Source organism: Amycolatopsis magusensis, from assembly GCF_017875555.1.
GTDB classification, from domain to species: domain Bacteria; phylum Actinomycetota; class Actinomycetes; order Mycobacteriales; family Pseudonocardiaceae; genus Amycolatopsis; species Amycolatopsis magusensis.
Genome location: NZ_JAGGMS010000001.1, coordinates 6,823,455 through 6,843,921, shown reverse-complemented (window position 1 = coordinate 6,843,921; position 20,467 = coordinate 6,823,455). Strand labels below are relative to the sequence as shown.

Below are 20,467 nucleotides of genomic sequence, written 5' to 3'. Positions count from 1 at the left end.
ACGAAACCAGGTGCCCCCAGCACATATTGGTCTGGTCCAATTTCGGCAAACTACAACCGGGGCACCGGGGGAGTCAATCGGCCGTGTGCGGATCAGTTCGCGTACTGGGCCTCGCCGTGGCCGAACGACCAGTCGATCGGCTCGTTCTCGGTGAGCGCCACGAACACGTTCCCCGGCTCGGTACCGGCGTACTCCCCGGCCAGCTCGGCGATCCGGCGGTACAGCGCCTTCTTCTGCGCGGGGGTGCGCCCGGCACGCAGGGTGATCGAGATGTAGGCGATGCCCTCGTCCCGGTGAATGCCGAGGAAGTCGTCGTAACGCAGCCGGCCGGTGGTGCCGTCGTGGCTGGTCAGGATCTGGAAGTGGTCGTCGGGTGGGATGTCCACGGTCTCCTGGAGGGCTTCGTGCACGGCGCGGCCGAGCGCGCCGAGCCGTTCGGGGGTGGCGTGCAGGGCGTCGATGCGAACCAGTGGCATGCCCGAACCGTACATACTAGTAGGTACAGAATCAAGGCCGTGACCGAACGGCAGTACCTACCTGGAGTCTGATACCTACGGCGCGTAGGTCATATACTCGGCGCATGCCAACGGTGGGGAGCCGGCGTGCAACCGGGCCAGGCGCTGTCCGGTGACCGGGCTGCGGTTCGCCGTGCTCGGCCCGCTGCGGGCGTGGTACGGCGAAGAGGCCCTGGACCTCGGCCCGGTGCGCCAGCAGGCGTTGCTCGCCGCGTTGCTGCTGCGCCCGGGGGTCACCTTCAGCAAACGGGAACTGCTCGACCGCGTGTGGGGCGACGAACCACCCGGCACCGGCGCGAAAGTGGTGCCCGGCTACATCTTCCGCCTGCGCCGGTGCCTGCACGCCGCCGGTGTCGACGCGGACGCGGTGATCGCCAGCGACCGCGGCGGCTACCGCTTCGCCGGTGACGGCATCTCGCTGGATGCCTTGCGGCTGGAGGAAATCGCCGCCGAAGGCACCGAAGCCGGGCGTGACGGTGACCTGGCCGCCGCGGTGCGGGCGCACGCGGAAGCGCTGGCCCTGTTCGAAGGCGAGCCGCTGGACGGCCTGCCCGGCCCCTTCGCCGAGGGGGAGCGGTGGCGCCTGACCGAACGCCGGATCGTGCTGGCACAGGAAAAGGTCGACTGGCAGCTGCGGCTCGGCGAGTACCCCGAGGCGATCGCCGAACTGTCCGGCCTGACCGCCGCGCACCCGCGCAACGAGACGTTGGCCGCGTTGCTGATGCGTGCCTACTACGCCGGTGGCAGGCGGGCCGAGGCGCTGGAGGTGTTCGGCAGGCTGCGGCACCGGCTGGTCGAAGAACTCGGCATGGAGCCGGACACCGAGGTGCAGCAGGTGTACCAGGCGATCCTGCGCGGGGACGACGCGTTGCTCGGCCCGACCGCCCGGCGTGAACCCGCCGACCGCCGGACGCGCGTGGAACTCCCGCTCGACGCTGGGGAACTCGCCGGGCGGGACCGGGAACTCGCCGTGCTCACCGCGCCGGTCAAGCGCGAGGCGGTGACCATCGCCGCGGTGGACGGCGTGGCCGGAGCCGGGAAGACGGCGTTGGTGGTGCGGGCCGCGCAGTCGCTGCGCGAACAGTGCCCCGACGGCTGCCTGTTCGTCGACCTGCACGGGCACAGCGAAGGACAGACGGCGCTGGCGTCGACCCGCGTGCTCCGGCGGCTGCTGCGGGCCGTCGGCGAGGACGACAGCCGCACGCTGGACGATCTCGACGAGCTTTCGGCGCACTGGCGGTCGGCGACCGCCGCGCTGCGCCTGGTCCTGGTGCTCGACGACGCCGCCGGTGCCGAGCAGGTGCGGCCGCTGCTGCCCGCCGGGCCGGGCAGCCGGGTGCTGGTGACCAGCAGGCGGCGGCTGGCCGGGCTCGACGCCGACCGCCGGGTTTCCCTGGGCCCCTTGGACCTCGAGCAGGCGCAGCAGTTGCTGAACCGCATCGTCGGCGGCGCTCGCGCGGGCCGCGAGCAGGAGGCGGTGCGCGAGCTGGCCCGGCTGTGCGGCCGGTTGCCGCTCGCCCTGCGGATCGCCGGGGCCCGGCTGCAGAACCGTCCGATGTGGACCTTCGAGTACCTGGTGTCGCGGCTGGCCGACGACGGCAGCAGGCTCGGCGAGCTGACCGCCGAGGACCGCAGCGTCGAGGCCGCGTTCCGGTTGTCCTACGAGCAGCTCGCCCCGTTCGAGCAGCGGGCGTTCCGCATGCTCGGGCTGTCCCCGACCCCGGTGCTGGACCGGCTGGTGCTGGCCGCGCTGCTCGGCGCGCCGGCGGCGGACGCCGAGCACGCGCTGGAAAGCCTGGTGGACACCAGCCTGCTGCAGCAACCGGCGCCCGGCCGCTACCGGCTGCACGACCTGGTCGCGGTGTACGCGCGCCGCCTGGCGGCCGAAGAACCCGCCGGAGTCGTCGAAGCCGCGATGGACGGCGTGCTGAACCTCTACATCGGGGCCGGGCGCCACGCCGGCGAATGCGGCCTCGCGGGTTTTCCCGGCGGGCCGGAGCCGGCGGGCGTGCCGTTCACCGGCTGGCGGGACGCGACCGCCTGGCTCGACCAGGCCGGTGACCTCAGCGACGTGGTCGCCTACGCGGTCCGCGCGGGGCGGGCCGACCAGGCCTGCTGGCTCGCCGAGAGCGCGGTCGACTACCTCATCCGGCTCGCCCGCTACGAGGAGTGCCGCACGGCGATCCGGCTGGTCCTGCCGCTGGCGAGCGAGGCGAGCGACCGGCGGATGCCGTCCACGGTGCGGCTCCACCTCGGGTACGCGCACGCCATGCCGGGCTACTACGACCAGGCACGCGACTGGTTCACCGAGGCGCTGCGGATCAGCGAGCACACCGGTGACGGCCGCGATCGGGCCAGGGCGGTGGGCTGGCTCGGCACGCTCGACGTGCTGGACGGGCGGTTCGCCGACGCGACGGCCGGGTTGACCGAGGCGATGACCGCGGCCGTCGAGTACGAGGACGACTGGCTGCTGGAGCGGGTCCTGTCCACCCTCGGTTATCTGCACCACCTCAACGGCAGGCACGACGAAGCCCTCGGCTACCTGGCGCGCTCGCGGGTGGTGGCGGAGAAGATCGGCAACCCGGTCGTGGTGGCGAGGACCCTCTGTTACGCGGGCTCGGTCCACCTGGCGATGGGGAACTTCGCCGAGGCGGCGGCCTGCCTGCGCCAGGGTGCCGAAGGGGCGGCGGAGGTCTCCGACCGCATCCTCTACGCCAGCTGCCTGACCCGGCGCGGCACGGCCGAGGAGGAACTCGGCGAACTGGAGCTGGCGCTGGAACTGCACCAGCGGGCGCTCGGCCAGCTCACCGAGCAGACCTACGCCCGGCTGGAGAACGAGATCCGCGACCGCCTCGCGGCCACCCGCCGGGCGGTGGACCTGCGCGAACACCGGGCGCGATCGGCATTACACCAGAATTTCATCGCCCACCCCTAACTTCGTCCCCATCGGCACGGCGGGGACGGAAGAAGAGCATGAGCGACAACTCGGGTGATGACGGCACCCTGATCGACCAGGCCTCGGCCGGGGTGCAGGAGCTGGCGGCCGCCGCCACGGCCGTGCTCGGCGAGGCGGGGCCCGCGGGGGCGCTGGCGCAGCCGGTGGTGGACGCCCTGCGCAACGTGTGGGAGGGCTACTTCGGTTCGCCCATCCCGCCCGATGGCACGAACTGGAACGCCTATACGCACCACGAGCTGTACGGGATGGTGTGGGACAACGCCGATGTCGGCGAGGTCAGCTCGATGGCGGCCGAGTGGGGGCGGCACGGCAGCGAACTGTCCGAGCACGGCGACGCGCTGCGGGGGCAGCGCGGCACCCTGGAGTCGAACTGGACCGGCGGCGCGGCGGACGTGGCCGCGAACCGGCTCACCGAACTGGGTGACACGAGCTCGGACATCGGTTCGCGCGCGACCACCGTGCAGGGCGCCACGCAGGACGCCGGTGACGCACTCGCCGTCGCGCGGAACACCATGCCACCACCCGCCGACGACCCCCTCGGCGCGGGCCTGGCCGGTGCGGCCGCCGGAGCGGGCGCGGGCGCGGCCATCGGGGCGGTGGTCGGCGCGGGAGCCGGTGGGGTGGGTGCCGGGCCGGGCGCGCTGATGGGCGCGGCGATCGGTGCCGTGGCCGCCGGTGGCGCGAGCTACTTCCTCGCCAGCGCGGCGGCGGCCGAGCAGAAGGCGCAGGCGGTGCACGTGATGCAGCGCTACGAGACGAGCCTGCTGGACAGCAGCCAGGCGATCACGCCGGGCGCGGGCGGAGCCGCCGGGGACGCGGGGCTGGGGAGCAGCATGACCAGCGGGACGACCGCGGCGGGGTTCGCCGGTGCCGGTCTGGCGGGTGGCAGCGCCGTCGGCAGCGGCGGTGGCCTGCCGTGGAGTCAGCTGGTCGGTTCGGTGCCGGTCGAATCCGGTGCCACCACCGGCGGTGGCGTGCTGGGCCGCGGGACGGCGGGCCGGGGTGGCGCGATGTCCGGGCTGCTGGGCGGCCGCGGCGCGAACTCGGGCGGCATGCTGCCCGGCGGTGCCGGTGGCGGGCGCGGGCAGGGCGCCGAGGACGAGGCGCACACGAACCGCATGCCGACCATCGACCAGCAGCTCTTCGCCGTCGAAGAGCGGACCAGCAGCCCGGTCATCGGGCTGTGAACCCCTCGCGAGAACAGGAGGCGACCGTGACTTCCGGGTTCCAGGTCGAGCCGCAGGAACTGACCGCACAGGTGGCCGCGCTCGCCGCGCTCGGCGACCGGACCACCGGCCTGGTGTCCTCGGCGAACCGGCTGGCCGGGCAGCTGCCGCGACTGGGCACCGCGCCGCCGGCGCTGCACCTGGCCAGGCGCCTGCGTGAGGCGGCAGGCGAATCGGGGCTCTCGGGCGCGGTCAGCGCCGCCGACGGCAAGCTGAACGACTACCACCGGGCGCTGCACGCCACGGTCAACCGGTTCACCGACGCGGAAGCCGACCACACGCGGGCGCTGCGGTCCGCGGAGGGGCCCGGCGCATGACACTGGCCGTCGAAGAAACCACCGAGTCCGTCCACTTCGGACTCGTCGAACTCGACCTGCTGTCCGCGCACGCCGGGGTGCCGCTGCCGTTCCCGTTGCGGGTGCCCTCGTTCGGGCGGCTCGCCGGGGAGCGCGAGATCCTGCTCGCCGTGGCCGGGGAGACGCTGTACCGGCGTGGCCTGGCCGGGGAGTCCGGGCCGATGGGCATGGCCGCCGAGGTGGTCACCGCGCTGCGGGAGCACCGCGGCACCCTCGACCTGGTGCTCACCGGCGAGCGGGTGATCGGCGTGGTCGCGCTGGTGTACCGGGAGTCGGTGCTGCTGTGCCGCCAGGTGCTGGACGACGACCCGGCGGGCACGGTCGGCGTGCGGCGGGTCCACGACGCCGCGCTGGCCGCCGAACTGCTGAAGCAGGTGCCCGAGGTGGCGGCGCCGGTGTCCATGCCGATCACGCTGCCCGCCGGTGCGGTGACCGCGGCGACGCGGTGGCCCGGCGAGCCGGGCGAACAGGAACTGCGGGACCTCTTCCGCGACCACGGCGGTGACCCGGCCGCGCTGGACAGCCTGGTCGGGCTGGTGGTGCCGGTGCACGGCCTCGGCCAGCTCGGCGCGACCCGGCGCGGGGCGCGGGCCGGGAGCGAACTGTCCTGGTTGGACGGTCCGAGGGGCCGGGTCGCGGTGCACGCCGCCACCGACGGCTGGGTGAGCGTGAACCCGTTGCGGCGGACCGGGGTGCGCTCCGCGCTCGAAGAACTGGCGACGATCGCGCGCAGCCCGCGCTGAAGGGAAGTCCATGGATCCGGCACGGTGGCTGGCCGACTACCAGAGCAACCTCGAACGCCTCGACGCCACGGCGCGGGCGGTCGAATCGAACCTGCGTCAGGTCGGCGGCAGCGCGACCTCCCCGCGCGGGGAGGTGTCCGTCGCGGTCGGGGTCAGTGGTGCGCTGGAGGACCTGCGGCTGTCCGCGGCCGCCCGCGCACTCGAGGCCGACCAGCTCGCGCAGCTCATCCTGGACACCGCGCGGCAGGCGCAGCGCGTGGCCGGGGCGCAGGTCGTCGAGATCATGACCGAATACACCGGCGAAGGCCCGGCGCTGGACCTGATCAAGCGGAACCTGGCGGCGGCCGAACCCGCCCCGGCCGCCGTGCCCGACGACGACCACTACTTCTCGAACCCACCGGAGATCTCCCGATGAACCACGTGCTGGTCGATCCCGACCGGATCCGGGCCCACGCCAGGACCGCCAGTGGTGTCGCGGCGGAGGTGTCCACCGTCGCGGCCGCGCTGCCGGGCGGCCTGGACAGCGCCGCGCTCGGCACCTTCACCCAGTTCCTCACCACCGGGCTGCAGGAGGTGCTGGGCCGGACCGCGCAGACTTTCCGGCACGCGTCCGCGACGGTGGAGAGCATGAGCACGCGGCTCGGCCGGGCGGCGGAGCACTACCAGGGTGCCGACGGCGACGGCGGGAGCCGCCTGCGCTCGGCGGAGGCGGGCCGGTGACCACGACCGAGGTGCTCGCCGACCTGAAGTCCACCACCGCCGCCGTGGAGAACGGGGACTGGGTGTCCGCCGGTCTCGGGGGCGCGAGCACGGCACTCGGCATCCTCGAGATGACCGGCAGCCCGCTGTCGGCCATCTCGGACGCCGGTTTCGGCTGGGTGCGGGGATTCGTGTCGTTCCTCGAAGAGCCGCTCAGCCAGCTCTCCGCCGACCCGGACGCGATTTCCACGAGCTCGCAAGGATTTCAGACGGCTGCGCGGAGCGTTTCCGCGGCGGCCGGGTCCTACCGCGAGGCGAGCACCGCGGAAACCGCGGACTGGTCGGGCTCCGGCGGCACGGAGTACCGCTCGTCCGCCGCGCGACTCGCCGACGGCCTCGAAGCGGCGGCGCAGGCGAGCACCGCCGCCTCCGGCGCGCTCGCCGGTGCCGGTGAGGTGGTGGCGCAGGCCCGCGACATCGTCACGCAACTGATCGGCGAAGCGGTCGCGCGCATCAACCCGATCGTCATGCAGGCTTTGGCCGCCGCCCCGGCCACCGGCGGCGCCAGCATCGCGGCGGCCATCCCGCAGGTCGTGCAGATCGCCGTCGAATACGGCGGGAAGATCGCCGAGAAGATGGGGATCCTCCTGTCCAGCACCGAAAACCTGCTGAAACTCGTCCACGGTGCCGTCGCCGCCCTCGACGTCCTGGACCAAGCCCTCACCGCCCTCCAAACCCCCTCCGAACCAACGCCATGAGTGGGGCATTACTTGCAATGGATGCAAGTAATGCCCCACTCACAGCATTCAGCAGCCGAACTACACGTTCAGGAAGCCGAAACCCACGTTCAGGAAGGCGAACCGCACGCTCAGGAAGCCGAGACCCGCACTCGGGTGGGCGAGTTCCACAGTCAAGGCTCGAGCCAGCCAGGGCCGGGGCGGTCAGCGGAGTTTGCGGAAGAACAGGCGGACGTCGTCGATCAGGCTGGCCGGGGCTTCCATGGACAGGAAGTGGCCGCCGTGGTCGAGGGTGGTCCAGTGCACGATGTGGTGGTCGCGTTCCGCCCAGCGGCGGATGGTGACGTCGTGCGCGGACATCAGGACACCGACCGGGACCGGGGACTGGACCGGGGACGAGGAGTCGCCGGTCCAGTCGGCGGCCGAGGTTTCCTCGTAGTAGATCTGCGCCGCCGAGCCCGCGGTGCCGGTGAACCAGTACAGCGCGATGTTCGCCAGCATCCGGTCCCGGTCCACGCTGTCCTCCGGCAGACCGTCCTCCGGCAGCGTGTACTCCTTGAACTTCTCCACGATCCACGCCAGCTGCCCGGCCGGGGAATCGTGCAGGCCGTAGGTCACCGTCTGAGGGCGCTTCGAATTGCACTGCAGGTAACCGTCGTTGAAGTTCTGCATCGACTCCCAGCGTCGCTGGTCGGCTTCCGGCAACTCGTCGAACTCACCTTCGGCGCCGATCGGGAAGGTGAGCATCCCGTTCAGGTGGACCCCGAGCACGCGCGACGGGTCCTGCTTCCCGATCTCCGGCCCGACCCACGCGCCGGTGTCGTACCCCTGCACGCCATAGCTTTCGTACCCCAGAAGCGCCAACAACCGCACCAGCAGGCCCGCCATCTTCGCGGCGTTCATGCCCGGCCCCGCCAGCGGCGTGGAGAAGCCGAACCCCGGCAGCGACGGGATCACCAGGTGGAAGGCGTCGGCCGGGTCGCCGCCGTGGGAGCGCGGGTCGGACAGCGGCCCGAGCACGTCGAGGAAGTCGGTCACCCCGCCCGGCCAGCCGTGCAGCAGGACCAGGGGAGTGGCGCCGGCTTCCGGTGAGCGCACGTGGAGGAAGTGCAGCCGCTGCCCGTCGATGGTGGTGACGAACTGCGGGTGCGCGTTGAGCGCGGCTTCCTGCGCCCGCCAGTCGAACCCGGTGCGCCAGTACTCGGCGAGCTCCTTGAGGTAGCCGACCGGCACGCCCCGGCTCCAGCCGACGCCGGGCAGTTCGTCCGGCCACCGGGTGGCGGCCAGCCGCTGGGCGAGGTCGTCGAGCTGGGACTGCGGGATGTCTACGGAAAACGGCTGGATGTCCGGTGTCATGCCGACCACGCTAGGACCCGGTTAGGACAGTTCCGGTCCTAACGATCAGGCAGACTGGAACCCATGCTGGAGACTTCCGCGCGGCTGCTGAAACTCCTCTCCCTGCTGCAGACCCACCGCGACTGGCCGGGCACCGACCTGGCCGAACGGCTCGGCGTCACCACACGGACCGTCCGGCGCGACGTCGAGCGGCTGCGCGAACTCGGCTACCCGGTCCACGCCCTGCAGGGCACGCCCGGCTACCGGCTGGGCGCGGGTGCCTCCCTGCCACCGCTGCTGCTCGACGACGAGGAAGCCGTCGCCGTGGCCGTCGGGCTGCGGACCGCCACCAGCAGTTCGGTCGCCGGGATCGAGGAGACGGCGTTGCGGGCGCTCACCAAGTTGGAGCAGGTGCTGCCGTCGCGGTTGCGCCACCGGGTGCACACCCTGCAGTCCGCGACCGTGCGAGCCGGGACGGCACCCGGCCCGCAGGTTTCGGCGGACGCGCTGATGACCATCGCCGACGCCTGCCGCCGCCACGAGTGCCTGCGCTTCGACTACACCAGCCCGCGCGGTGGTGCCTCCCGCCGGACCGCGGAGCCGTACCGCCTGGTCAACTTCGGCAGGCACTGGTACCTCGTCGCCTTCGACCTCGACCGCGGTGACTGGCGCACCTTCCGGGTCGACCGGCTCACCCCGCGCCCGCCCGCCGGACCCCGTTTCACGCCCAGGGAACTGCCCTACGACGACGTGGCCGACTACCTGGCGCGCCAGCTGTCCGCGCGCACCTGGCCCTGCCAGGCGACGGTCACCCTGCACGAGTCCGCCGAGGCCGTCTCGGACCGCGTGTGGCCGGGCATGGGCGCGATCGAAGCCGTCGACGCGCGCAGCTGCCTGCTGCACCTCGGCGCCGAGACGACCGACGACCTGGTCTGGATGATCACCTCGGTCCAGGCCGACTTCGCCCTGGTCGACGGCCCGCCGGACCTCCCGGCCGCGTTCCGGCGCCAGGCCGCCCGCTGCCTGGCCGCGCTCGGCTCGGAGCCCGAGGTGTGAGCCTTAACGGGAAACGGCGCGACGCAGGTGCCCGGCGATGAGGTCGTAGGTCTGCTGCGCGAGGCCGGGAGCGTCGCCGAGCATGTCGTAACCGTGGTCCGCGCCGGTGACGTCGTGGTGCCGCACCAGCGCCCCGGCCACGTCGAGCTTGCGGGCGTAGGTGATGGCCTCCGCGCGCAGCCGGTCCAGTTCCGCGGTGATCACCACCGCCGGGGCGATGCCGTCGAGGCCGTCGGCGTTGGTGCCCCAGGCGGGCGAGGCGAGCCGGTGCCCGCGCTCGCCGCGGTCGGGAATGTAGGCGGTGTCGAAGATCTCGCCCATCCACGGCTGGATGACCGCCTTGCGGCCCAGCGGCGAAGGCTTATTTTTGGCCTGGGTGACCAGGTCCAGCGGCGGGTAGTGCAGCACCTGCAGGGCCAGTGCCGGGCCGCCGGTCTCCCACGCCAGCCGCGCCGCTCCGGCGGCCAGCGCGCCGCCCGCGCTCTGCCCGCCGACGGTGAGCCTGCCGCCGTCCCACTCGCGATCGCTCGACGCCGCCCACTTCAGCACGTCGTGGATCTGCTCCACCGGCACCGGGAACCGGCGTCGCGGGGCGAGCGCGTAGCTGGTGTTGACCACCACCACACCGGCGTGCGTGGCGAGGTGGCGGCACAGCGCGTCGTCGAAGGCGGGCAGCCCGGTGACGTACCCACCGCCGTGCGCGTTGACGTGGACCGCGGGCGGGGCGTCGGCGGACGGCGGGTGGTAGAGCGTCGCGGCGACTTCACCGTGTCGCGTGGGCACCCGGATTTCCTCGGTACGCACGGGAAGGACGGCGCGGTACGGGGTCCGGCGGTTCGCGAGCTTCGAGAAAGTGCGCGCGGCGAAGTCGGCGACCGGTGGGAAGGAGAGGATCGACATGGTGGGCCTTCAGTCCGCGTGGTGGAACTCGAGTGAGACGCCGATCGGGCGCTGCCCGTCGACGACCGGCGTCAGGGTGCCGACCAGGACGGCGTCGTTGAGCCAGGCGTAGGGCCCGTCCGCCGGGGCTTCGATGCGCGGCGTGGTGATCCCGCGCGGGACGCCGTCGAACTTCAGGCTGCCTTCGTTGTAAATGGTCAGCACTACACCGTCGTGGGTGCGCACGAGGTAGCGCGCGGACACTTCGGCGACCCCGTCGGGACGCATCAGGTTCCAGTCCGCGCCCAGGGGCAGGACTTCGCCTTCGATGCGCGGGCCTTCCGCGGTGCCGCCGGTGATCGGGATGATCCGCCGGTGCCCGCCGGGCACCGGGCCCGCGTCGACCGGTTCACCGATCAGCACGGTCAGGCGGGCGATGAGGGTCAGGGTGGGGTCGGGCATCTCGGGTCACCTCGTGAGCAGGTCGGCCGGGGCGGTCAGGCCGAGGCCGCGCCACAACCGCGCGAGCCGATCGGCGAACTCCTCGGGATCGGGGTGTGCCTCGTCCAGCAGCCAGGCGTTGATGATCGCGCCCATGCCACCGGTGACGAACACGGCGAGGTCGTCCAGGGTCTCCGGCGCGACGTCCACCAGCGTGCCGAGCAGGTGCCGGTTGACCGGGGCGAGCAGGTCGCCCAGCGCGCGGGTGAGCGCGAAGGCACACGGGCCGGACAGCATCGCGCGGTAGAACTCGCGGTTCCCGGCGAAGTGCCCGACCGCCGCGAGCAACGCGGACCGGCCGCCACCTTCACCGGCACCCACCAGTTCCCGGCGGGCCAGGTCGGCCGCCGCCGCGACCAGCACCTCGTCGCGGTTGGCGAAGTGCAGGTAGACCGCCTGCCTGCTGAGGTCGGCCGCCTCGGCCAGTTCGGTGATCGGCACGGCGGTGGTGCCGCGTTCGGTGACCAGCCGCACGGCCGCGGCGAACAACGCCGCGCGCGAGCGCGCCACCCGGCGGTCCGGTGGGCGCTCGTCGACGGGCATGGACCGGTTATACACAGGTGTCAAGAACTGGACAAGTGTCAATTTATGTCTCCCGGACTCCCGGTTTCCCACAGTGCGGGTGCCGTTGCCCCCGGCCGCCCGCCGCGGTCACCCTCACCGTGTCCGTGAATCCTCGAACCACCCGGAGCCCTGACATGACCGTGGAAGTGCAGCAGCCGCTCAACTCCGTCGACCTCGAAGCCGTCGGCGGCCTCGTCGCCGCGGTGCAGGCCGACCCCGCGAAGGCCAAGACCACCTGGGCCGCGCACGTGACCTGGGAGGGCGGGTTCCGCTCGGCGGCCAAGGTCCGCGGGTTCGACCCCACGCCGTCGGACGAGCCGCCCGCGCTCGGTGGTGGTGACAGCGCGGCCAACCCGGTCGAGCAACTGCTGAGCGCGCTGGGCAACTGCCTCGCCGTCGGTTACGCCGCCAACGCGACCGTCGCGGGCATCCAGCTCGACAAGCTCACCGTGGACGTCAAGGGCGACGTGGACCTGCACGTGTTCCTCGGTCTCGCCGAAGGGCACGCGGGCTTCGACTCGATCACCGCGAACGTCCGCATCGACTCGCCCGCCTCGCGGGAGGAGCTGGAAGCCTTGCACCAGAAGGTGATCCGCAGTTCGCCGGTCGGGCACACGCTGAACAACGAGGTGCCGGTGAACGTCGAACTCGCCTGACGGGCATCCAGGCCGTGGATGTCCGTCATCAGAGACATTCATTTCCGTGATCCTCCGGGCTGGGCCACAGTGGGTGCAGACCCCCTGGAGGACATCTGATGGCAACACCCGCGTCACCCGCCCCGTTCGCGCTCGGCACCTTCTCCGCCGCCGGGGAACCGTTCCCCGGCCTGGTGGTGGGCGACCGCGTGGCCGATCTGAGCCAGGCGCTGGACTGGCGGCCCGCCACCACGCTCGCGGTGCTCGACCGCTGGGCCGGGGCGCTGCCCGAACTGCGCCGGATCGCCGAAGGTACGCAGGGCTGGGCCGAGCTCGAAGGCCTGCGGGTGCACGCGCCGATCATGCCGCGGCAGGTGTTCCAGTCCGGCGCGAACTACCGCCAGCACGTGATCGACCTCGCGGTGGCCCACCGGCCGTCGGACTCCGAAGAGACCGAGGAGCAGGCCCGCGCGCGGGTGGCGGGGATGATGGACCAACGCGCCCGCGAGGACCAGCCGTACGTGTTCATCGGGCTGCCTTCGGCGATCACCGGTCCCCAGGACGACGTGGTGCTGCCGTCGTGGACCACGCAGCCGGACTGGGAACTGGAGCTCGCCGCCGTCATCGGCCGCCCGGCACACCGCGTGTCCCCGGAGGACGCGCTGGAGCACGTCGCCGGGTACACGATCGCCAACGACCTCACCGCGCGCGATCTGGTGTTCCGCAAGGACATGCGTGAGATCGGTACCGACTGGCTGCGGGCGAAGAACGCGCCCGGCTTCACGCCGCTCGGCCCGTACCTGGTGCCCGCCGAGTTCGTGGCCGATCCGGGTGACCTGCGGCTGGTCCTCAAGCTCAACGGCGAAACCATGCAGGACGAGTCCACAAAGGACATGATCTTCGACGTGGCCCGCCTGGTCTCCTGCGTTTCGCAGACCACCACGCTGCTGCCCGGCGACCTGGTGCTGACCGGTTCCCCGGCGGGCAACGGCATGCACTGGGGCCGGTTGCTGCGCGACGGTGATGTCATGGAGAGCACCATCACCGGCCTCGGGACCCAGCGGACCCGGTGCGTGGCCGAGTGAACCGCGCCGATCCCGAAGGCGCGATCGCCGAAGCGGCCAAGGCCTGCTCGAACTGGGGCCGCTGGGGTGCGGACGACGTGCTGGGCACGCTGAACTTCCTCACCGAGGCCAACCGCCGCGCGGGCGCCGCGCTCATCCGCCGCGGGGCCAGTTTCTCGCTGTCGCAGCGGTTCGACATGAACGGGCCGCAGAAGGGCTGGCGGCGCCGGACCAATCCGGTGCACACCATGCTCGACACCGGCACGGACGCCGCCGCCGGGTTGCAGGGCTTCCCGCACGGCATCGGCGGCGCCGACGACGTGATCGCCATGCCCCTGCAGTGCTCGACCCAGTGGGACGGCCTCGGCCACATCTTCGACCACGGCCGGGCGTGGAACGGCCGGGACGCGGCCACCACGGTGACCGCCGAGGGCGACCTGATCACCGGCATCGAGCACATGGCCGCGCACGTCGCCGGGCGGGCGGTGCTGCTCGACGTCGGCCGTGTCGTCGGCGACGGCGAACTGCCGGACGGATTCGCCATCACCGAAGCGCACCTGGTCGCCACCGCCGAAGCCCACGGCGTCACGGTCGGCCGCGGGGACATCGTGCTGGTCCGCACGGGCCAGCTGACCCGCGCCCGGCGTGAGGGCTGGGGCGACTACGCCGGCGGGCCCGCGCCCGGGCTGTCGTTCACCACCGCGAATTGGCTGCACCGCACGGAGATCGCCGCGATCGCCACCGACACCTGGGGTTTCGAGGTCCGGCCCAACGAGTTCGACCACGCCTTCCAGCCGCTGCACCAGGTGGTCATCCCGCACCTCGGGCTGCTGGTGGGGGAGATGTGGGACCTCGACGCCCTGGCCGCGGACTGCGCCGCCGACGGGGTGCACGAGTGCTGGCTGACCGCCGCGCCGCTGCCGATCACCGGGGCCGTGGGCTCCCCGGTCAACCCCATCGCCGTCAAGTGACCCCGGGAGCCGAGATGACCCGCACCGTGCTCGTCGTCGGCGGTGGCATCGCCGGGAACGCCCTCACCGTCCTGCTGCGCCGGGCGGGGTTCGCCGTCGACCTGGTCGAGCTGCGCGAAGACTGGAACTCCACCACGGGTTCCGGGATCACCTTGCAGGGCAACGCGTTGCGGGTGCTGCGTAAGGTCGGCGTGCTCGACCTCGTGCTGCGCGACGGGTTCGCCTTCGACGAGCTGAGCCTGCTGAGCCCGGACGGCACGGTAGTGGCCGTCCAGTCGTCCGGGCGCGTCGGCGGCGACGACCTGCCCGCCACGGTCGGCATGCAGCGGCCCCGGCTGCAGCAGATCCTCATCGACGCCGTCCGCGCGTCCGGCGCCTTCGTCCGGCTCGGCCGGACCGTCACGGCGTTCGAGCAGGACACCGACAGCGTGCGGGTCACCTTCGACGACGGCACCACCGGCCGCTACGACCTGGTCGTGGGCGCGGACGGGGTGCAGTCGGGCGTGCGGCGGCTCATCGGCATCGACTGCCTCCCCGAGCCGACCGGCATGGCCATCTGGCGTGCGCCCGTGCCCCGCCCGGCGGGTGTCGAGCACACGCACATGGTCTACGGCGGCGGGTGCTTCATCGCCGGCTGCTGCCCGACCGGCGAGGACACCGCGTACGCCTACCTGGTCGAACGCAACCGCGACCGGTCGGCCGTCGAGCCCGCCGCCTACCACCAGGAGATGCGGCGCCTGGCCGAGAGCTACGGCGGCCCGTGGCCGGAGATCCAGCGCTCGCTCACCGATCCGGCGCTGATCAACTACACCTGGTTCGAACGGTTGCTTCTCGACGGCCCGTGGCACCGCGGCCGGGTGGTGCTGGCCGGTGACGCCGCGCACGCCTGCCCGCCGACCCTCGCGCAGGGTGCCGCGATGTCGCTGGAGGACGTGCTCGTGCTGACCGAACTGCTGGCGGCCGAGGAGGTCTGGGACGACGGCCTGTTCACCCGGTACCGCGACCGCCGCTACCCGCGCGTGCGCGAGATCGTCGACGGTTCCGTCCAATTGGGACAGTGGCTGCTCGACGGGGTGCGGGACGCCGACGTGCCCGGGCTGATGGGCCGCACCGCGGCGATGCTGCGGGAGCTGCCGTGACGATCCCGACCGTGGACGTCCACGCGCACGTCCTGCTGTCCGAAGTGGACCAGCTCGTCGAGGGGCTGCCGGGCCTGGCCGCCGCCCGCGAACTGGACGCCCGCCGCAACGGCGCCGAGGCGCTGGCGGTCAACGGCGGGATGATCCGCGAGCGGCTGCCCCTGCTGACCGAGGTGGTGCGACGACTCGCCGCGATGGACACCGAGGGCGTGGACGTGCAGTTGGTCAGCCCGTCGCCGTCGCACTACCACTACTGGGCCGACGCCGAGGTCGCCCGCGCGATGTGCGAGACAGCCAACACGGCCGTCGCCAAGCACTGCGCGCACGCCCCGGCCCGCCTGACCGGGCTCGGCCTGGTGCCGTTGCAGCACCCCGGACTGGCCGTCCAGATGCTCGACCACGCGCTGAGCGAAGGACTGGCCGGGGTGGAGATCTCCAGCCACGCCCCCGGCCGGGAACTCTCGGATCCCGCCTTCGAGCCGTTCTGGGAGCTGGCCGCGGAAACCGGCGCGATCCTGTTCCTGCACCCGTTCGGCTGCACGCTCGACGAGCGGCTGGATCGCTGGTACCTGTCCAACAGCGTCGGGCAGCCCACGGAGAACGCGGTGGCCCTGTCCCACCTGATCTTCTCCGGCGTGCTGGACCGCCACCCCGGGCTGAAGCTCGTCGCCGCGCACGGCGGCGGCTACCTGCCCACCCACCTCGGGCGGGCGGACCACGCCTGGCGCGTCCGCCCGGACGCGCGGGGCTGCGCGCACGAACCGAGCCACTACCTGCGGCACCTGTGGTTCGACTCGCTGGTGCACGACCCGCACGTGCTGCGCGAACTGGTCCGGGCCGCCGGCGCGGACCGGGTGCTGCTGGGCTCGGACTTCCCGTTCGACATGGGCACCACCGATCCGCTGGCCGCCCTGCGCGCGGCGGGACTGACCGGACCCGACTTCCACGCGGTGCGCGGTGGCAACGCCGCCGCCCTGCTCAACCTGTCCGCGAAGGAGCCACGATGACACCAAGGCGTCTGCTCACCCACCTCCGCCACGTCGACCTCGCCGTGCCGGACTACGACAAGCAACTGGAGTTCTACTCGGGTGTCTGGGGGCTGACCGAGGTCGCCGGGGACACCGGCCTGAGCTTCCTCGCCGCCGAAGGCTCGCCCGAGCAGTACGTGGTGCGGCTGCGCAAGGCCGAGGAGAAGCGGCTCGACCTGGTCGCGTTCGGCGCGGCCACGCGAGAGGACGTCGACGCGCTGGCCGAGCGGCTGATCGCGGACGACGTGAAGCTGATCAGCACCCCGGACGAGCTCGGCACCCTCGGTGGCGGCTACGGCTTCCGGTTCTTCGACGTGGACGGCCGCACGGTGGAGGTCTCGGCCGAGGTCGACACCCGCGAGCACCGGCGCATCGAGGAGAAGGAAGCCATCCCGGTCCGTCTTTCCCACGTGGTGCTCAACTCCCCGGACCTCGGCAAGACCCGCGCCTGGTACGAGAAGCACCTCGCGTTCGCGCTCTCGGACACCCTGAGCTCCCCGCACATGGGCGAGGTCATGCACTTCATGCGGGTCAACCCGCAGCACCACAGCCTGGCGCTGGCGAAGGGCCCGCACACCTCGCTGCACCACATCTCGTTCGAGCTGCGCGGGATCGACGAGTACATGCGCGGCACCGGCAGGCTGCTGCGCGCGGGCGTGCACAAGGTCTGGGGCCCGGGCAGGCACATGGCCGGGGACAACACCTTCTCCTACTTCTTCGACCCGCACGGCAACACCCTCGAGTACACCACCGAACTGGAACTGCTCGACGAGGACAGCTGGCACCCGCACGTCTACGACTTCTCCGAGCCCGAGGTGACCGACCAGTGGGGCACGGCCAACCCGATGAGCGAACTGGTGGCCAAGGAATCGTTCAACGACCCGGACCGCGGCTGCTTCGTCGCGCCGCCGGTGTGACATGCGGTTCGCCACCTACGAACACCACGGTCGTGAATGGACCGCGGTGCTCGACGAAGACGATCGGCTGCACCCGCTCGACGCCGCGTCGCTGATCGACGTGCTGGACGAGCTGCCCGCGGCCGGTGCCGCGGCGCTGGCGGGCGAACCCGGGCCGCACGTGTCCGAGGTCCGCCTGCTCGCGCCGCTGCACCCACCGTCCATTCGCGACTTCGTCACCTTCGAAGAACACGTCGAAGGCATGCGCGGCGGGGCAGGGGTGCCCGGGCAGTGGTACGCCGCGCCGACGTTCTACTTCGGCAACCCGCATTCGGTGCTCGGCCCGCACGACGACGTGCCGATGCCCCCGGGGTCGGCGCGGTTCGACTTCGAACTGGAGGTCGCGGCCGTCGTCGGCCGTGCGGGCCGCGACCTGACCCCGGAGCAGGCGGCCGCGCACCTCGCGGGCTACACGATCTTCAACGACTGGTCCGCGCGGGACCTGCAGACCGCGGAGATGACCGTCGGGCTCGGGCCGTGCAAGGGCAAGGACACCGCGCTGAGCCTGGGCCCGTGGCTGGTCACCCCCGACGAGTTGGCGGGGTACCGCGAGGACGACGGCCGGTTGCGGCTGGCGCTGACCGCCGAGGTCAACGGCGAGGTCGTCGGCTCGGACCTGCTGTCGAACATGAGCTGGACCTTCGAGGAGATGCTCGCCTACGCCTCACGCGGCACGGTGGTGCGCCCCGGCGACGTGCTCGGCTCGGGCACCTGCGGCAACGGCGGGTGCCTCGCCGAACTGTGGGGCCGGGGCGGCGACCGGCCACCACTGCGCCCCGGCGACACCGTCCGCCTCACCGTCGAAGGCATCGGGCAGTTGAGCGGCACGGTGGTGCCGGGTGCCGAGGTGCGGCCGCTGCCACCCGCCAGGGTCAGCGGGACGCGTCGAGCGCGGCCAACTCCCCGGCCGACAGCTCCAGGTGGACCGCCGCTGCCGAACTCCTGATGGTCTCCGGCCGCGAGGAGCCGGGGATCGGGATGACCACCGGCGACTTCGCCAGCATCCACGCCAGTGTCACCTGCTGCGGGCTCACCTCGTGCGCCCGGGCCACCTCGGCGAACGGCGCGAAGCGCGAGCCCAGTTCGCTCGCCTTGGCGATGCCGCCGAGCGGGCTCCACGGCAGGAACGCGATGCCGAGGTCGCTGCACAGCTCGAGTTCCGGCTCGCTGGACCGGAAGGCGGGCGAGAACTCGTTCTGCACGGCGGCGAGCCGTCCGCCGAGGATTTCGTTCGCCTGCCGGATCTGCTCCGGGTTCGCGTTCGAGATGCCGGCGTAGCGGATCTTGCCCTCGTCGAGCAGATCGGCCAGCGCACCGACGGACTCGGCGTACGGGACCGCCGGATCCGGCCGGTGGAACTGGTACAGCCCGAGCGCGTCGGTGCCGAGCCGTTTGAGCGAGGCCTCCGCGGCGCGCTTGAGGTGCGCCGGTGACCCGTCGAGCGCCCAGCTCCCGTCGGCGGGCCGGGTGTGCCCGCCCTTGGTGGCGACCAGCACCGCGGAGGTGTCACCCGGGTAACTCGCCAGCGCGCGGGCGATCAGTGACTCGTTGTGCCCGGGATCGCTCGCGTCCAGGTGGTAGGCGTCCGCGGTGTCGATCAGCGTCACCCCGGCGTCGAGCGCGGCGTGGATGGTGGCCACCGAGCGGTCCTCCGGCGGCCTGCCCTGGACCGACATCGGCATGCCGCCGAGTCCGATGGCGCTGACCTCGAGCTCCCCGATGCGGCGCGTCTGCATGCGTGCTCCTCCTTCGTCCGGTGCGCCACCCAGCTAACGCGCTGGGCATTAAGCTGTCCAACAGAAGGAACTGATCCGACTAAGCATTCTGGGTGATCAATGATGGAACTGCGGCAGCTCGAGTACTTCATCGCGGTCGCCGAGGAGTCGCATTTCACCCGGGCCGCGCGGCGCCTGCACGTGGCGCAGTCCGGGCTGTCGGCCACCATCCGGGCGCTGGAGAAGGAACTCGGCGCGCCGCTGTTCCGCCGCAGCACCCGCCAGGTGCGCCTGACCGGCGCGGGGGAGGCGCTGCTGGTCGAGGCGCGGCGCACGGTGGCCGCGGCCGGTGCCGGACGGGCGGCCGTGGCCGCGGTCCAGGGGCTCGTCCGCGGCAGCCTCGCCCTCGGTTCGCTGCAGTGCCTGCACTCGCTGCACCTGCCCGCCCTGCTCCACGACTTCGTCACCGCGTACCCCGGTGTGGACGTCCGGCTGCAGCACGGTGGGTCGACCGAGCTGATCGAGCACGTGCGGACCGGGCGGCTCGACCTCGCCTTCGTCGCGAAACCGGCGCGCTGCCCGGACGAACTCCGGATGACCCCGCTCGGCACCGAAGCGCTGGTGCTCGCCTGCGCCCCGGACCACCCGCTGGCCGGGCGCGCCTCGGTCGGGCTCACCGAGCTGGCGGCGGATCGCTTCGTCGACTTCCACCCCGGCTGGGGCACGCGGGACCTCGCGGACGCCGTCCTCGCGGAGGCCGGGGTGCACCGGAAGGTCCCGCTCGAGGTCACCGACGTGCATTCGCTGCTGGAACTGGTCAGCTTCGGCCTCGGGGTGGCGCTGGTACCGGAGAATTTCTCGCACAAGACCGGCGAGGCGCGGTTCATCCCGCTGTCCGGCGAGGTCCCGGCCTGGGAGACGGTTTCGGTGACCACGGAAGCGCCGAGCGCGGCCACGGCCGCCCTCTGCGAGCGGATCGGGGACCATTCGGCCTGATGATCTCCGGGCCCGGTTCCGGCAGACTGGCGCGGTGACCGACGAAGTCCGCCCCGGCCTGGCGCCGGGTACCCGCGGTCCGTCGGGGACGTTGTTCGCGGCGCTGTACGGCTCGCTGGTGCGGCACCCCGGGCACGATCCCGACCGGGACGCCTACATCCTCTTCCACGACCGGTCGCTGGCCATGGGCTGGCTGGACGTGCTGTGGGGCATGAACGACGCGGGGGAGGAGCACCCGCTCGCCGCGCCGGGGCTGGCCGGCTGGTTCCAGGTGGGCGTCGTACCGGGCCCGCTGCCGGTGCAGCCGTTCCTCCGCTGTGCCGGTGACGTCCTGGCGCACCTCGGCACGCTCGACCTGGACGCGGTGCAGGTCCTGCTGCCGCCCGGACCCGGCCC

22 protein-coding genes are annotated in these 20,467 nt (G+C 72.4%); 16 read left to right on the top strand and 6 right to left on the bottom strand.

Annotated elements, in window-relative coordinates; translation table 11 throughout:
* Window positions 1–92: 92 nt before the first annotated feature.
* Window positions 93–476, bottom strand: a complete 384-nt coding sequence (locus JOM49_RS30415) for a tautomerase family protein (RefSeq protein WP_209667614.1) — start codon at window positions 474–476, stop codon at window positions 93–95.
* Between the two features lie 151 nt (window positions 477–627).
* On the opposite strand from JOM49_RS30415, the gene JOM49_RS30410 reads away from it, so the two are divergent.
* Genes JOM49_RS30410 through JOM49_RS30380 form a run of 7 tightly spaced genes read left to right on the top strand, consistent with a single transcriptional unit; the run spans window position 628 to window position 7,253 of the window.
* Window positions 628–3,450 carry an AfsR/SARP family transcriptional regulator gene (locus JOM49_RS30410; protein WP_209667613.1) on the top strand — a complete coding sequence of 941 codons (2,823 nt, stop codon included), beginning with the start codon at window positions 628–630 and terminating at the stop codon, window positions 3,448–3,450.
* Window positions 3,451–3,488: 38 nt separating this feature from the next.
* A complete protein-coding gene (locus JOM49_RS30405) occupies window positions 3,489–4,658 on the top strand; it encodes a WXG100 family type VII secretion target (RefSeq protein ID WP_209667612.1) in 1,170 nt (389 codons plus the stop codon).
* A 26-nt stretch (window positions 4,659–4,684) separates the two neighbouring features.
* Window positions 4,685–5,014 (top strand): hypothetical protein, encoded by a 330-nt coding sequence (locus JOM49_RS30400; protein WP_209667611.1) that lies wholly within the window; start codon window positions 4,685–4,687, stop codon window positions 5,012–5,014.
* Complete coding sequence (locus tag JOM49_RS30395) at window positions 5,011–5,796, top strand: ESX secretion-associated protein EspG (RefSeq protein WP_209667610.1); 786 nt, start codon at window positions 5,011–5,013, stop codon at window positions 5,794–5,796. The genes JOM49_RS30400 and JOM49_RS30395 overlap by 4 nt, the downstream gene beginning before the upstream one ends.
* A gap of 10 nt (window positions 5,797–5,806) precedes the next feature.
* The gene (locus tag JOM49_RS30390) at window positions 5,807–6,211 is read left to right on the top strand and encodes a YbaB/EbfC family nucleoid-associated protein (protein WP_209667609.1); all 405 of its coding nucleotides are present in this window, start codon (window positions 5,807–5,809) and stop codon (window positions 6,209–6,211) included.
* Entirely contained in the window at window positions 6,208–6,516 is a 309-nt protein-coding gene (locus JOM49_RS30385; RefSeq protein ID WP_209667608.1) for a type VII secretion target, read from the top strand. Before JOM49_RS30390 ends, JOM49_RS30385 begins: the two co-directional genes overlap by 4 nt.
* Entirely contained in the window at window positions 6,513–7,253 is a 741-nt protein-coding gene (locus JOM49_RS30380) for a hypothetical protein (protein WP_308158928.1), read from the top strand. Before JOM49_RS30385 ends, JOM49_RS30380 begins: the two co-directional genes overlap by 4 nt.
* A gap of 183 nt (window positions 7,254–7,436) precedes the next feature.
* Here JOM49_RS30380 and JOM49_RS30375 read toward each other — a convergent pair whose 3' ends face one another.
* The gene (locus JOM49_RS30375) at window positions 7,437–8,588 is read right to left on the bottom strand and encodes an epoxide hydrolase family protein (RefSeq protein ID WP_209667607.1); all 1,152 of its coding nucleotides are present in this window, start codon (window positions 8,586–8,588) and stop codon (window positions 7,437–7,439) included.
* Between the two features lie 63 nt (window positions 8,589–8,651).
* Here JOM49_RS30375 and JOM49_RS30370 point away from each other — a divergent pair, with 63 nt between their 5' ends.
* The gene (locus tag JOM49_RS30370) at window positions 8,652–9,623 is read left to right on the top strand and encodes a helix-turn-helix transcriptional regulator (protein ID WP_209667606.1); all 972 of its coding nucleotides are present in this window, start codon (window positions 8,652–8,654) and stop codon (window positions 9,621–9,623) included.
* Between the two features lie 3 nt (window positions 9,624–9,626).
* Here JOM49_RS30370 and JOM49_RS30365 read toward each other — a convergent pair whose 3' ends face one another.
* From JOM49_RS30365 to JOM49_RS30355, 3 genes are read right to left on the bottom strand one after another with little or no spacing between them, the layout of a single operon-like run.
* Window positions 9,627–10,523: an alpha/beta hydrolase fold domain-containing protein gene (locus JOM49_RS30365; protein WP_209667605.1), complete on the bottom strand. Its 897-nt coding sequence runs from the start codon at window positions 10,521–10,523 to the stop codon at window positions 9,627–9,629.
* 9 nt (window positions 10,524–10,532) lie between these two features.
* Complete coding sequence (locus JOM49_RS30360) at window positions 10,533–10,964, bottom strand: DUF3237 domain-containing protein (RefSeq protein ID WP_209667604.1); 432 nt, start codon at window positions 10,962–10,964, stop codon at window positions 10,533–10,535.
* A gap of 6 nt (window positions 10,965–10,970) precedes the next feature.
* A complete protein-coding gene (locus JOM49_RS30355; protein WP_209667603.1) occupies window positions 10,971–11,546 on the bottom strand; it encodes a TetR/AcrR family transcriptional regulator in 576 nt (191 codons plus the stop codon).
* Between the two features lie 155 nt (window positions 11,547–11,701).
* Between JOM49_RS30355 and JOM49_RS30350 the strand changes: the two genes are divergently transcribed.
* The 7 genes from JOM49_RS30350 (at window position 11,702) to JOM49_RS30320 (ending at window position 18,306) form a co-directional block, all read left to right on the top strand.
* Window positions 11,702–12,223: an OsmC family protein gene (locus JOM49_RS30350; protein WP_209667602.1), complete on the top strand. Its 522-nt coding sequence runs from the start codon at window positions 11,702–11,704 to the stop codon at window positions 12,221–12,223.
* 98 nt (window positions 12,224–12,321) lie between these two features.
* On the top strand, window positions 12,322–13,287 hold the full coding sequence (locus tag JOM49_RS30345; protein WP_209667601.1) for a fumarylacetoacetate hydrolase family protein: 966 nt from the start codon (window positions 12,322–12,324) through the stop codon (window positions 13,285–13,287).
* The gene (locus JOM49_RS30340; RefSeq protein WP_308158927.1) at window positions 13,272–14,237 is read left to right on the top strand and encodes a cyclase family protein; all 966 of its coding nucleotides are present in this window, start codon (window positions 13,272–13,274) and stop codon (window positions 14,235–14,237) included. Before JOM49_RS30345 ends, JOM49_RS30340 begins: the two co-directional genes overlap by 16 nt.
* 14 nt (window positions 14,238–14,251) lie before the next feature.
* The gene (locus JOM49_RS30335) at window positions 14,252–15,376 is read left to right on the top strand and encodes an FAD-dependent oxidoreductase (protein WP_209667600.1); all 1,125 of its coding nucleotides are present in this window, start codon (window positions 14,252–14,254) and stop codon (window positions 15,374–15,376) included.
* Entirely contained in the window at window positions 15,373–16,383 is a 1,011-nt protein-coding gene (locus JOM49_RS30330; RefSeq protein ID WP_308158926.1) for an amidohydrolase family protein, read from the top strand. Before JOM49_RS30335 ends, JOM49_RS30330 begins: the two co-directional genes overlap by 4 nt.
* Entirely contained in the window at window positions 16,380–17,321 is a 942-nt protein-coding gene (locus JOM49_RS30325) for a VOC family protein (protein WP_209667599.1), read from the top strand. The genes JOM49_RS30330 and JOM49_RS30325 overlap by 4 nt, the downstream gene beginning before the upstream one ends.
* Window position 17,322: 1 nt before the next feature.
* Entirely contained in the window at window positions 17,323–18,306 is a 984-nt protein-coding gene (locus JOM49_RS30320) for a fumarylacetoacetate hydrolase family protein (RefSeq protein WP_209667598.1), read from the top strand.
* Here JOM49_RS30320 and JOM49_RS30315 read toward each other — a convergent pair.
* Window positions 18,233–19,096 (bottom strand): aldo/keto reductase, encoded by an 864-nt coding sequence (locus JOM49_RS30315; protein WP_209667597.1) that lies wholly within the window; start codon window positions 19,094–19,096, stop codon window positions 18,233–18,235. The genes JOM49_RS30320 and JOM49_RS30315 overlap by 74 nt on opposite strands.
* Before the next feature lie 102 nt (window positions 19,097–19,198).
* Here JOM49_RS30315 and JOM49_RS30310 point away from each other — a divergent pair, with 102 nt between their 5' ends.
* Window positions 19,199–20,071 (top strand): LysR family transcriptional regulator, encoded by an 873-nt coding sequence (locus tag JOM49_RS30310; RefSeq protein WP_209667596.1) that lies wholly within the window; start codon window positions 19,199–19,201, stop codon window positions 20,069–20,071.
* The last annotated feature ends 396 nt before the right edge of the window (window positions 20,072–20,467 follow it).

Bases quoted from the DNA above. Each gene is read 5' to 3' on its own strand.
- JOM49_RS30385 (WP_209667608.1), top strand. From the start codon at position 6,208: ATGAACCACGTGCTGGTCGATCCCGACCGGATCCGGGCCCACGCCAGG.
- JOM49_RS30395 (WP_209667610.1), top strand. From the start codon at position 5,011: ATGACACTGGCCGTCGAAGAAACCACCGAGTCCGTCCACTTCGGACTC.
- JOM49_RS30370 (WP_209667606.1), top strand. From the start codon at position 8,652: ATGCTGGAGACTTCCGCGCGGCTGCTGAAACTCCTCTCCCTGCTGCAG.
- JOM49_RS30360 (WP_209667604.1), bottom strand. From the start codon at position 10,964: ATGCCCGACCCCACCCTGACCCTCATCGCCCGCCTGACCGTGCTGATC.
- JOM49_RS30415 (WP_209667614.1), bottom strand. From the start codon at position 476: ATGCCACTGGTTCGCATCGACGCCCTGCACGCCACCCCCGAACGGCTC.
- JOM49_RS30365 (WP_209667605.1), bottom strand. From the start codon at position 10,523: ATGTCGATCCTCTCCTTCCCACCGGTCGCCGACTTCGCCGCGCGCACT.
- JOM49_RS30375 (WP_209667607.1), bottom strand. From the start codon at position 8,588: ATGACACCGGACATCCAGCCGTTTTCCGTAGACATCCCGCAGTCCCAG.
- JOM49_RS30390 (WP_209667609.1), top strand. From the start codon at position 5,807: ATGGATCCGGCACGGTGGCTGGCCGACTACCAGAGCAACCTCGAACGC.
- JOM49_RS30325 (WP_209667599.1), top strand. From the start codon at position 16,380: ATGACACCAAGGCGTCTGCTCACCCACCTCCGCCACGTCGACCTCGCC.
- JOM49_RS30315 (WP_209667597.1), bottom strand. From the start codon at position 19,096: ATGCAGACGCGCCGCATCGGGGAGCTCGAGGTCAGCGCCATCGGACTC.
- JOM49_RS30355 (WP_209667603.1), bottom strand. From the start codon at position 11,546: ATGCCCGTCGACGAGCGCCCACCGGACCGCCGGGTGGCGCGCTCGCGC.
- JOM49_RS30350 (WP_209667602.1), top strand. From the start codon at position 11,702: ATGACCGTGGAAGTGCAGCAGCCGCTCAACTCCGTCGACCTCGAAGCC.
- JOM49_RS30310 (WP_209667596.1), top strand. From the start codon at position 19,199: ATGGAACTGCGGCAGCTCGAGTACTTCATCGCGGTCGCCGAGGAGTCG.
- JOM49_RS30335 (WP_209667600.1), top strand. From the start codon at position 14,252: ATGACCCGCACCGTGCTCGTCGTCGGCGGTGGCATCGCCGGGAACGCC.
- JOM49_RS30405 (WP_209667612.1), top strand. From the start codon at position 3,489: ATGAGCGACAACTCGGGTGATGACGGCACCCTGATCGACCAGGCCTCG.
- JOM49_RS30320 (WP_209667598.1), top strand. From the start codon at position 17,323: ATGCGGTTCGCCACCTACGAACACCACGGTCGTGAATGGACCGCGGTG.
- JOM49_RS30345 (WP_209667601.1), top strand. From the start codon at position 12,322: ATGGCAACACCCGCGTCACCCGCCCCGTTCGCGCTCGGCACCTTCTCC.